The sequence below is a fragment of the Microcoleus sp. Pol11C3 genome (genome assembly GCF_036701485.1).
Lineage (GTDB): Bacteria > Cyanobacteriota > Cyanobacteriia > Cyanobacteriales > Microcoleaceae > Microcoleus.
In genome coordinates this window covers 1-10,289 of sequence record NZ_JAUBQW010000183.1, presented here as the reverse complement: position 1 = coordinate 10,289, position 10,289 = coordinate 1, and the positions used below count along the sequence as shown (strand labels likewise).

At 46.0% G+C, this 10,289-nt stretch carries 13 protein-coding genes; 3 read left to right on the top strand and 10 right to left on the bottom strand.

Features of this window, described 5'->3' with window-relative positions; translation table 11 throughout:
- Positions 1-174 precede the first annotated feature (174 nt).
- The 9 genes from QUA40_RS25980 to QUA40_RS25940 all read right to left on the bottom strand — a co-directional run bounded on the left by QUA40_RS25980 (position 175) and on the right by QUA40_RS25940 (position 7,522).
- On the bottom strand, positions 175-1,125 hold the full coding sequence (locus tag QUA40_RS25980; RefSeq protein WP_333131216.1) for a F0F1 ATP synthase subunit gamma: 951 nt from the start codon (positions 1,123-1,125) through the stop codon (positions 175-177).
- A gap of 129 nt (positions 1,126-1,254) precedes the next feature.
- On the bottom strand, positions 1,255-2,772 hold the full coding sequence (gene atpA, locus QUA40_RS25975) for a F0F1 ATP synthase subunit alpha (RefSeq protein ID WP_333131215.1): 1,518 nt from the start codon (positions 2,770-2,772) through the stop codon (positions 1,255-1,257).
- Between the two features lie 132 nt (positions 2,773-2,904).
- Positions 2,905-3,450, bottom strand: a complete 546-nt coding sequence (atpH, locus tag QUA40_RS25970; RefSeq protein ID WP_333131213.1) for an ATP synthase F1 subunit delta — start codon at positions 3,448-3,450, stop codon at positions 2,905-2,907.
- 3 nt (positions 3,451-3,453) lie between these two features.
- The gene (locus QUA40_RS25965) at positions 3,454-3,981 is read right to left on the bottom strand and encodes a F0F1 ATP synthase subunit B (RefSeq protein ID WP_333131211.1); all 528 of its coding nucleotides are present in this window, start codon (positions 3,979-3,981) and stop codon (positions 3,454-3,456) included.
- 87 nt (positions 3,982-4,068) lie between these two features.
- Positions 4,069-4,536 (bottom strand): F0F1 ATP synthase subunit B', encoded by a 468-nt coding sequence (locus QUA40_RS25960; RefSeq protein ID WP_333131209.1) that lies wholly within the window; start codon positions 4,534-4,536, stop codon positions 4,069-4,071.
- Between the two features lie 26 nt (positions 4,537-4,562).
- Positions 4,563-4,808, bottom strand: coding sequence for an ATP synthase F0 subunit C (atpE, locus tag QUA40_RS25955; protein ID WP_172184535.1), 246 nt, complete (start codon positions 4,806-4,808; stop codon positions 4,563-4,565).
- 146 nt (positions 4,809-4,954) lie between these two features.
- Positions 4,955-5,710 (bottom strand): F0F1 ATP synthase subunit A, encoded by a 756-nt coding sequence (gene atpB / locus QUA40_RS25950; protein WP_333131206.1) that lies wholly within the window; start codon positions 5,708-5,710, stop codon positions 4,955-4,957.
- A gap of 27 nt (positions 5,711-5,737) precedes the next feature.
- The gene (locus QUA40_RS25945) at positions 5,738-6,193 is read right to left on the bottom strand and encodes an ATP synthase subunit I (RefSeq protein WP_333131204.1); all 456 of its coding nucleotides are present in this window, start codon (positions 6,191-6,193) and stop codon (positions 5,738-5,740) included.
- A gap of 876 nt (positions 6,194-7,069) precedes the next feature.
- Positions 7,070-7,522: a nitrate reductase associated protein gene (locus tag QUA40_RS25940; RefSeq protein WP_333131202.1), complete on the bottom strand. Its 453-nt coding sequence runs from the start codon at positions 7,520-7,522 to the stop codon at positions 7,070-7,072.
- Between the two features lie 185 nt (positions 7,523-7,707).
- On the opposite strand from QUA40_RS25940, the gene moaA reads away from it, so the two are divergent.
- The 3 genes from moaA (at position 7,708) to QUA40_RS25925 (ending at position 9,429) form a co-directional block, all read left to right on the top strand.
- Positions 7,708-8,697: a GTP 3',8-cyclase MoaA gene (moaA, locus tag QUA40_RS25935; RefSeq protein WP_333131200.1), complete on the top strand. Its 990-nt coding sequence runs from the start codon at positions 7,708-7,710 to the stop codon at positions 8,695-8,697.
- An 88-nt stretch (positions 8,698-8,785) separates the two neighbouring features.
- A complete protein-coding gene (locus tag QUA40_RS25930; protein WP_194009249.1) occupies positions 8,786-9,136 on the top strand; it encodes a type II toxin-antitoxin system RelE/ParE family toxin in 351 nt (116 codons plus the stop codon).
- Positions 9,133-9,429 (top strand): helix-turn-helix domain-containing protein, encoded by a 297-nt coding sequence (locus QUA40_RS25925; RefSeq protein ID WP_242717105.1) that lies wholly within the window; start codon positions 9,133-9,135, stop codon positions 9,427-9,429. Before QUA40_RS25930 ends, QUA40_RS25925 begins: the two co-directional genes overlap by 4 nt.
- 26 nt (positions 9,430-9,455) lie before the next feature.
- On the opposite strand, the gene QUA40_RS25920 is transcribed toward QUA40_RS25925, so the two are convergent.
- The gene (locus QUA40_RS25920; protein WP_333131196.1) at positions 9,456-10,052 is read right to left on the bottom strand and encodes a Uma2 family endonuclease; all 597 of its coding nucleotides are present in this window, start codon (positions 10,050-10,052) and stop codon (positions 9,456-9,458) included.
- Positions 10,053-10,289: the final 237 nt, after the last annotated feature.

The following is a 10,289-nucleotide window of genomic DNA, read 5'->3' as shown; positions in this document are numbered from 1 at the left end:
ACGCCCATCCCACAATAACAATTAAAATTGTAAGTTATTTAATTCGCGATCCTTAGTATCTTAGAGAGGGACTTCGTTTGTGTAAAAGCGGTTTCAACCGCCGTATTATCTTAAAAAAAGCGCCTGAGTTCCCCCAGGCGCACAGCATAAAATCAAAAAATTGTCAACCCTAACCTAACCATTCAAAGCCTCAGCACCGCCGCAAACTTCCAGGATTTCCTGAGTAATTGCCGCTTGCCGCGCCTTGTTATAAGTCAGCGTCAAAGTACCGATTAAATCGCTAGCATTCTCACTAGCATTGTTCATCGCCGTCATCCGCGCAGCCAACTCGCTAGCAGCAGATTCTTGCAAAGCCCGCAGCAATTGGTTGTTCAAATACAAGGGCAAAAGAGCATCCAGAATTTGCGCCGGATCTTGCTCAAAAATCATGTCGCGGGGCAAACTCTTCGTAGGTGAAGCAACCTTCTCCCGCGATACTTGAAACTGTCCGCCTTGCGTTGTCAAGCGGAAGATTTCATCATCGGGAGTTTCCAAACCTTGGGGGTCGAGGGGTAACAAGGTTTGAATTACCGGACGCGAACTAATTAGCGACACAAACTTGGTGTAAATTAGCTCAACTCTGTCCACAGTTCCCGACAGGAACAAAGACAGCAATTCGTCAGCAATTTGTGCCGCTTCCGGTGCTGTGGGAATTTGTTCTAAGTTAGCGTAAGTAGCATCAATCGGCTGTTCGCGGCGCTGGAAATACTGAGTAGCTTTGCGTCCTACCAACACGTATTTGTAGTCCAAGCCTTCAGCTTTGATTTCCTTAGCGCGATTTTCGGCGTATCTGATGATGTTGCTATTGTAGCCGCCGCACAAACCCCGATCGCCCGAAACTACCAAAAGTCCCACCGATCGCACTTCGCGTTTTTTCAGCAGCGGCGAATCCAGGTTTTCAAACTGCAAGCGTTCCGCCAAACCGTACAATACCTCTGCCAGTCGATCGGCAAAAGGTCGAGTAGCAGTCACCTGTTCTTGAGCGCGGCGCACCTTAGCAGCGGCCACCAAACGCATAGCTTCTGTAATCTTTTTAGTGTTCTTGACCGACTTAATGCGATCGCGAATAGTTTTCAGATTTGCCATAATTTTCTCCTTAGTCCCTGGCCCGCATCTTTTTAATTAAAACCGCGAATAAACGCAGATAAACGCAGATGAACATCAGATTATCTGCGTTTATCCGCGTTCATCTGCGGTTCAAAATTCCCACTCGATTTACGCAGAAACCAAGAAAGTTTGCTTGTATTCCGCGATGCCTTCTTTCAGCAGCTTCTCAGCTTCATCAGTCAAGGCTTTTCCGCCTTGAACAATTTCGCCGTACTTCGGCTTGCTAGTCCGCAAATAGTCGCGCAAACCAACAGTAAACTTGCTGACTTTTTCCACAGGAATGTCATCCATATAGCCGTTAATACCGGCATAGATTATAGCCACTTGTTCGTTCATCGGCAGAGGCGAACTTTGGTCCTGTTTCAACAGTTCCCGCAAGCGTTGACCCCGCGACAATTGATTTTGAGTAGCTTTATCCAAGTCAGAAGCAAACTGAGAAAATGCTGCCAGTTCTTCAAACTGCGCCAATTCCAATTTCACCTTACCGGCTACTTTTTTCATGGCTTTAGTTTGAGCGGCAGAACCTACCCGCGATACAGAAATACCGGGGTTTACAGCCGGACGCAAACCAGAGTTAAACAAGTCAGAAGAAAGGAAGATTTGACCGTCTGTAATCGAAATTACGTTCGTCGGAATGTAAGCAGAAACGTCACCAGCTTGGGTTTCGATAATTGGCAAAGCAGTCATGCTGCCTTCGCCCAAATCATCGCTCAATTTAGCAGCGCGTTCTAGCAAGCGAGAGTGCAGGTAAAACACGTCTCCGGGATAAGCTTCGCGACCGGGAGGACGACGCAGCAACAAGGACATTTGGCGGTAAGCTTGTGCTTGTTTGGAAAGGTCATCGTAAATGACCAAAGTGTGCTTACCTTTGTACATGAAATACTCGGCTAAGCTAGCACCTGTGTAGGGAGCCAAATATTGCAGGGTTGCGGGGTCGCTAGCGTTGGCTGCTACTACGATCGTGTAGTCCATCGCGCCCTTTTCTTGTAGGACGTTAACGATGTTAGCTACTGTAGATGCTTTTTGACCGATCGCCACGTAAACGCAGATCACGTTTTCCGATTTTTGGTTAATAATCGTGTCGATCGCGATCGCAGTTTTACCGGTTTGTCTGTCACCGATAATCAGTTCCCGCTGTCCTCTTCCCACCGGAATCATCGCATCAATAGCGGTAATTCCTGTTTGCATCGGTTCATAAACAGAACGGCGAGAAACAATCCCCGGTGCCGGAGATTCAATCAAGCGAGATTCAGTAGTTTTAATTTCCCCTTTGCCGTCAATGGGACGAGCCAAAGCATCAACTACCCGTCCCAACATTGCTTCACCCACGGGGACTTCAGCAATTCTGCCAGTAGCTGTTACCACCGAACCTTCTTCGATGCCGAGGCCTTGTCCCATCAGCACAGCGCCGACGTTATCTTCTTCGAGGTTCAGTGCAATACCAACGGTGCCGTCGGCAAATTCCAGCAATTCCCCGGACATAGCTTTATCTAAGCCATAAATCCGGGCAATGCCGTCGCCTACTTGCAGAACCGTACCGACGTTAGAAACTTTAACATCTTGGTCGTACTGCTCAATTTGCTGGCGAATAATGCTGCTAATTTCGTCTGGTCTGATTGCTGCCATGTCAGTTGTCAGTTGTTATTTGTCAGTTGTCAATTGTCAGTTGTCAATTGTCAGTTGTCAATTGTCAGTTGTTCAAAACTACTAACAGTTAACCGCTCACTAAATTAGCTAATAGTTATCAGCTATTAACTCTTAAGAATTCAATCGAATTCCCAAGCGGCGCAATTGTCCTCGCAGGCTGGCATCAATCACTTGAGAGCCTACTTTAATCACGACTCCGCCGATTAAATCTGCGTCTATTTTGGTTTCAATTTCTACTTGCCTTGCGCTTGTCATCGCCTGCACTTTCTCGCGAACAGTTTGCTGCTGAGCGTCTGAAAGTGGGACAGCCGAGGTAACTTCTGCCAAAACAGTTTGGTTAAGTTCTCGGAGCTCGGTCAAGTATTTTTTGCCAATTCCTTCTAAAAAAAGAATCCGTCCTTTGTCTACTAACAGCCGCAAAAAGTTCTTCATCAACGGGTTCATTTCTGACCCCGCTATTCGATCGATGACGGCTTTTTTATCCTGCGGTTTCACCAGAGGACTGCCTAGAAACAGACGGAGTTCCTCCGAATTTTCTAGCAGGTTCAGCAAAGAGCGGATATCTTCGCCGAACTGCTCTGAGAGGTTGTTAGACTTAGCCAGTGACATCAAAGCGGATGCGTAAGGCTGTAAGACTTCGGTGCTGACTTTACTCACTTTCTAGCCTCCCAGTAAGGCAATGCTGCGATCGATTAATTGGTGTTGAGCGTTTTCGTTCAAGCTAGTTTTTAGCTGGCCTTCCACCCTTTCTAATGCCATAGATACAACCGCCGATCTGAGTTGGGCGATCGCTCTTTCCCGCTCTGCTTCCAACTCTTGACCTGCTGTTGCTTTCATGCGTTCAACTTCCTGCGCTGCCTGAGCTAGAATTGCTTCTTTGGCTTTCTTCGCATTTTCTTCAGCAACGGATCGAATCCGTTCCGCTTCTGCTTGCGCTTGAGTCAATTTTTGCTGTTGCTCTGCTAAAGCTGCTGCGGCATCTTTTTGGCGAGTTTCTGCTTCTTTAATCGCCTCTTCGATGCCGGAGCGTCTTTCGCTGAGGATGTTCCCTAAAAAGCCGCGCCCGAAGTAAAACAGCAATCCAATAACAATGCTCAGGTTAATCAGGTTGGCTTCTAAAATATCGAAATTTAAACCGAAACCACCTTCCCCGCTAGCTTCTGTGGCTAGCAATAAAACAGTCCCCATGATACTCTTCCATAATTGCGCGTGCAGGTTTGGTGAACCGATTTTAGATTTGAGGATTTACCCAAAATCTCAAACTGTTCGATCGAGCTATTTGACCAGTGCAGTGCCTAATAGCTTTTCAAGAATTTGTCGGCTCAGGACATCTACTTCTTGCTCCAGCGAGCGCATTGCCTCTTGTTTTTGTTGCTCAATCTCTTGTCCTGCCTTTTCTCGCGCCACTTGAGCTTCTTTTTGAGCCTCAGCTACTTTTGCCGACGCGGTTTTTTGGGCATCTGCTTGAGCCACAGCAATTACTGCTTGAGACTGTTTGCGAGTTTCTCCCAGTTTTTGTTCGTAATCCTGCGCTAATTTCTGAGCTTTCGCCAAGCGTTCCTGAGCTGACAGTTGAGTGGTGCGGATGTATTCATCCCGCTCGTCGAGCATCTTTGTCAGGGGCTTATAGAAAACAGCGTTCAGGACTACCATCAAAACTAGGAACTGCAACGCCATAAAGGGCAAAGTTGCATCAAAATCAAACACTTTTAGTTCCTCCTTTGTTTTGGGGCGGAAAGACATCCGCCCCTTTTTGCAGTCCTTCAGTATTAAGCGAAGGGATTAGCAAACAGCAGCACCAATGCAATAACCAGACCGTAGATGGTCAGGGATTCCATAAATGCCAAGCTCAGCAGGAGAGTCCCGCGAATTTTGCCTTCTGCTTCCGGCTGGCGGGCAATACCTTCTACTGCTTGACCGGAGGCATTACCTTGACCGATGCCAGGTCCAATAGCGCCCAAACCAATAGCTAAACCTGCGGCGATAACTGAAGCAGCAGCAACTGTCGGATTCATGATAATTTTCCTTAACTTTGTGTACAGATTGAAAAACAGATAGTGCGTAATTGGTAATTGGTAATTGGTAATTAGTCATTAGTCATTAGTCCTTGGACTGTTGATTTCTGACATATCGCTATTAGCCATTAACCAATTCCAGAGTGTTAATCGTGGTGTTCGTCGCCGTGTCCTTCCAATGCTTCGTGAATGTAAGCTCCTGCCAAGGTGGCAAATACCAAAGCTTGAATCGCACTGGTAAACAGACCCAACATCATTACGGGCAGAGGTATAAACAGGGGAACTAACAGCACCAGCACCGCTACCACTAATTCGTCCGCTAAGATGTTACCAAATAAACGGAAGCTCAGGGAAAGAGGCTTGGTGAAATCTTCCAAAATCGCGATCGGCAACAAAATTGGGGTTGGTTCGATGTACTTCTTAAAGTAACCCAAACCCCGCCTGCTGAAACCCGCATAAAAATATGCCAGAGAAGTCAGCAAAGCAAGCGCTACCGTCGTGTTGATGTCGTTGGTCGGAGCTGCTAGTTCGCCTTCTGGCAACCTAATCAGTTTCCAAGGAACTAATGCCCCCGACCAATTCGATACAAAAATAAACAGGAACAAAGTGCCAATGAATGGCAACCAGGGACGGTACTCTTTCTCGCCGAGTTGATTTCTAGCCAAGTCTCGAATGAATTCTAAGGCGTACTCCATGAAATTTTGCATCCCGCGCGGAATTCTCTGCATATTGCGAGTTGCCGCCAGGGAAGCTATCAGGAGGAGAGCAATCACAATCCAGGAGGTGATGAATACCTGCCCGTGAACTTTGAGATTGCCTATGTGCCAGTAGAAATGCTTGCCAACTTCCAACACAGCGAAGGGAAGAGCATTAAAGGCATTTAAGACATTTAGCATTTCCATTCACAAGAAGTTCACACAGTGGAGGGTTCACCGACTGCCTGACCCATTGACGGGATCGGGAATGAACAGGCTTTGTAGCATATAAAAGACGAGCGCGCCTTTATATGTCAGAAATCCCAAAAATACGGGCAAAATGTGTAGCTGATTCCACTGAGTTGCTACTACAATCAACCCAATAAATACAGCCAACCGATTTTTACTCAGACTCGTCTTTTGCGGGCCGAGGCGCTCAACGTCTTTGGCCAACATTCTCAAGTAAACCACACCTACGATCGCCCCAATCAAGTAATTTAGGGCAATGTTGAGTGAATAAAAAATCCACACAGAGATAAAAATTATTCCTGTGAAAGCGAGTGTGACTACAAACAACTGTTGCTGAAGTTTGTAGAAATCTTGCATAGCATCAGTGGACTCCGGTTCGGACGAACCTGTCTGAGAGATGTCCTGCGTTTGGGCGGTGGATGCGCGAGATTGATCTGACAAGGTTACTTGACTTTTAAAGCAGTCGGTGTTAGTTGACTCCCACTACAATTAATTCGGTTGAAACCGTCTTGTAGCGACAAGTGTGACAAACGTTACAGCTCGTACACTTCACATCGAATAATACCATGTGCAGGTAACATAACTTAAAAAAAAATGAATTTTTTGATGGGTTTCTGAGAACGGTCTGCCTGAGCCACTTGACCAGGCTCGGCAAGCGTGCCGAACCGTTCCCAAGCCTGAAGCTAGAAGGCTTGGCGTTGCTTAATCAGGGTATGAAAAAAATAACTTGAAAATCCCGAAGTTTTGTGAATACTGGTTTCTCTGACTTGCATATTTAGCCCTTCATACCCTAAATCAGCAACGCCGAAGGCTTTTATGCAGATAGCCGCAGATTTTATGAATATTTATAATGTTGTCGCGATCGCCCGGATAGAAGAATCAACTTTAGCACTTTTGGGGCGACAGCGATGAACGGTGAGGCTCTAACAAGTAACGAACGTCAATCACTGCGGTCGAAACTACTCGCAATTGGTGAGGGTAGCGGGGTATGGGATCGTTTTCCAGCCAGATGGGGGTAGCATCATCGGTTCGTAGCAAGCAACAGTATCAAAGGTTGCAGGCTGTGCTTTGAACTCAACTTGTTTTCCTGGCCGACTCGAATGCTTCGTCCCAGTATACATCTGCATAGAAGTCCACGATCGGCTTACTGTAATTAGTAGTCTTGGATACTGATTTTATAGGCGATGTCTGAAATTTGCCAGCATTTAGTAGTTTTAGATACAAAAAATAACTTGATAGGAGTGTATTTACAGGCGGTTCGTGCAGTCTTGTGCGGGACTGTTAGGCAAAGTACGAACTAGAGGCATGGCAAGTGACCTATGATTCAACGAGGTGAAATTCTCTAACAGCCGGGAGAAAGTTTCTATTCTCGTGGCTCGATCGACTAAGCTTAATCAAAGCAAATCGCTGTAGAGGCTGCAAACTCGCCCACTGTGCCAAAGAAATTGTCACGCCGAGCTCTTGCGCTTTAGCTGAAACAGACTCCGGTACAGTAGCAGCATCCATCCACGGGGGATTTTCATCAACAGCCAAATCTGTTCCCGGTTTGCCTGTCTGTTGAATTAATATTTGATTTAGCTTTTCTCGGTAATCAATAATTTCTGCTTCTGTCAAGCAAGGTAACTCTACAAGACTTTGCCGTTCTGCTTGGTTAAAATGATTCCAATCCTGCAACTTTAATTTAATGCCGCAAGTATCTAACTTGAGACGTACCTGCATGGGAATACAGCGCAGGGCTTCTACAAAATCAGCTTCAAATTCAAAAAACATATATTTAGCAAGTTTATTTGAGTTGTGAATGATATTTTTTTATTAACCGCAGAGGCCACAGAGGGCGCAGAGTAAGAGAGGAGGGGGAAGGTGAAAAAAAATTGATGCAGGTTTATTGCTCTCTATCAATAATTGCAGAAAATCGAGTCAGCATTTATAATTAAATAATATTACAAACTATTGACATGGATACCGTAGACTACCTTCGGATTAGCTTGATAGACCGCTGCAACTTCCGCTGTCTCTACTGTATGCCAGAAGGTAGCGAGTTGGACTATGTATTGCAGCAGCAGTTGTTAACTCACTCGGAATTGCTAACTCTGCTGCGGGAAGTTTTTATACCCGTGGGATTTACCAAGTTTCGCTTGACGGGTGGGGAACCGCTGCTGCGGCCTGGGGTGGTGGAATTGGTAAGGTCGATCGCATCTTTGCCGGAAACGCGAGATTTGTCAATGACAACCAACGGCTTTTTGCTGGCGGGAATGGCGGAAAATCTCTACAATGCTGGTTTGCGCCGGATTAATATTAGTTTGGATTCGCTGGAACCGGAGACTTTTGATAAGATAATTGGTAGTCGGGGACGATCGCGATGGACGCAGGTTTGGGAGGGAATTCAAGCGGCTTATCAAGCTGGATTTGACCCGCTGAAACTGAATGTTGTGGTAATTCCCGGTGTCAATGACAGCGAAATATTGGATTTGGCTGCGTTAACAATTAACCGGAATTGGCACGTTCGTTTTATTGAGTTTATGCCGATCGGCAATGGCGATTTATTTGGCGATAAGGGTTGGGTAGCATCAGCCGAATTGCGGCAACAAATTAGCGACAAATACGGGTTAGCCGAGTCGGGTGTGCGCGGAAATGGGCCGGCGGATGTGTTTCAAATTCCGGGGGCGAAGGGCACTTTAGGATTTATTAGCCAGATGTCTGAGTGTTTTTGCGATCGCTGCAACCGGATGCGTTTGTCTGCTGACGGGTGGCTGCGGCCTTGTCTACTGAACGAAACGGGTCAAATTGACTTAAAAACTGCTTTACGGAATGGGGTGTCTACAGGCGAATTGCGCGATCGAGTGCGGCACATATTAGAGATTAAACCGGAGATTAATTTCAAGCAGCGGGATTCGGGAACTACTGAAGGAAATTACAGCCGCACCATGTCTCAAATCGGCGGATGAACTAACCGACATAGAGCGCTGAAGAAATAAAATACTTAAGGCAATACTTGAGTATAATTGTCACAGTATTCGATTCTCAACAAACTCGATGACCATCAAGCCGATTCGGTGGGTTGGCCCTGCCCGCGAAGAAATCCAATCTCTTCCTGAAGATGCCCGAAAAGAAGCCGGTTTTTCACTTTGGACTCTCCAGCAGGGCATACAACCACCAGACTTTAAACCGATGTCGATCGTAGGTAAAGGCGTTGAAGAAATTCGGATTCGGACAGAAAATGCCTATCGGGTTTTCTATATTGCTAGATTTGAAGAAGCTATTTATGTGCTCCATGCCTTCCAAAAGAAAACTCAGAAAACAGCCAAGAAAAATATCGAAGTTGGGCAGAAACGCTACCAAGAGTTGTTACAAAATCGTTTAAACTCAAGAGAACCGGAACAATGAGCGAAAATACTATTACCCAAGCAGTCGATAATATCTTTCTAGACCTCGGATTCTCATCTGAAGAAGCTGATAACTTACTAATCCGATCGCAACTAATTCTCGCCCTGACTCATCAGATTAAAGAGCGCGGTTGGACTCTCGATCAAACGGCTCAACATCTCCAACAGTCCAACGATCGAATCAAAGCTCTAACTCAAGGTAAAATAGGGCAGTTTTCCGTTGACAGTCTGATTGCAATGCTCAATAAAGTAGGTATGACTGTCAAAGTCGAAATTTGCCCCAAGGTAGCTTAGGTGAAAATTATGCAATTTGGCGCATTCTACAACTGAAACTCTCCTCCCAAAACTTGTCCAGCCGTTAAATTCAACTGCGGAAATGTTGGAGAAACAAGTGTTTGTTCCGCTTGAAACATCCCAACTTCGACATACTCACCCGATTCTAGTTGAAGTACGGCTACAATTTGCTCTTGAGGGTCAACAATCCAATACTCAGGGATGCCCCGCGCCGCATATTGGGCTCCTTTGCTAATGTAAGCGCGATCGCGCCCAACTCTACCTGGACTAACAACCTCGACAACCAACTGAGGAGGTGGCATAGTTTGGGTGATGGTTAGCCTGGTTGCTGTCAGCAAGATGTGTTCGGGGCGCAAAACCGCCAAATCGGGGTAACGGTTAGCTGCGTCGCCCTCGCGCAGGATCGGAACTTGGATTTCGCAAATATGTGTTTTGATACACCGCCAAGGGATGCCAGTATTGACGAGGACTAAAAAAAGATAGCTGACAATGGCGTTGTTGGGTTCGGATTCGGGCGGCAATATTACTAACTCTCCGTCAATTAGTTCGTAGCGGTTGTCGGTGTCGTCCTCGTAGGTGAGGTACTCTTCAAAGGTGAGTTTTGGCTTGTGGGCTTGTATCATGGTTAAATTTGAGATTTTAGATTGATTTTCGATCGCCGATTTGCGAGGTCGGTAAAAAACGTGAATATCTATTCGGGGAATTCTTTAGCCGGAAGAAGCGTTGGCAGCAGTGATTCTATGCGAATTGCGCGATCGAGTGCGGCACATATTAGAGATTAAACGGCTCTCCTGAACTTATGGTTATAAGTTTATCTAATCAGAAAAGCAAGCTAATACACGATTCTTGAAATTATTAAA

What these genes read in the sequence shown, in the direction of transcription:
- QUA40_RS25980 (WP_333131216.1), bottom strand. Translation starts at nt 1,125, where the DNA reads ATGGCAAATCTGAAAACTATTCGCGATCGCATTAAGTCGGTCAAGAAC.
- QUA40_RS25925 (WP_242717105.1), top strand. Translation starts at nt 9,133, where the DNA reads ATGAGCGAAAATACTATTACCCAAGCAGTCGATAATATCTTTCTAGAC.
- QUA40_RS25960 (WP_333131209.1), bottom strand. Translation starts at nt 4,536, where the DNA reads ATGTCTTTCCGCCCCAAAACAAAGGAGGAACTAAAAGTGTTTGATTTT.
- atpB (WP_333131206.1), bottom strand. Translation starts at nt 5,710, where the DNA reads ATGGAAATGCTAAATGTCTTAAATGCCTTTAATGCTCTTCCCTTCGCT.
- QUA40_RS25965 (WP_333131211.1), bottom strand. Translation starts at nt 3,981, where the DNA reads ATGGGGACTGTTTTATTGCTAGCCACAGAAGCTAGCGGGGAAGGTGGT.
- atpA (WP_333131215.1), bottom strand. Translation starts at nt 2,772, where the DNA reads ATGGCAGCAATCAGACCAGACGAAATTAGCAGCATTATTCGCCAGCAA.
- atpE (WP_172184535.1), bottom strand. Translation starts at nt 4,808, where the DNA reads ATGAATCCGACAGTTGCTGCTGCTTCAGTTATCGCCGCAGGTTTAGCT.
- QUA40_RS25920 (WP_333131196.1), bottom strand. Translation starts at nt 10,052, where the DNA reads ATGATACAAGCCCACAAGCCAAAACTCACCTTTGAAGAGTACCTCACC.
- QUA40_RS25940 (WP_333131202.1), bottom strand. Translation starts at nt 7,522, where the DNA reads ATGTTTTTTGAATTTGAAGCTGATTTTGTAGAAGCCCTGCGCTGTATT.
- moaA (WP_333131200.1), top strand. Translation starts at nt 7,708, where the DNA reads ATGGATACCGTAGACTACCTTCGGATTAGCTTGATAGACCGCTGCAAC.
- QUA40_RS25930 (WP_194009249.1), top strand. Translation starts at nt 8,786, where the DNA reads ATGACCATCAAGCCGATTCGGTGGGTTGGCCCTGCCCGCGAAGAAATC.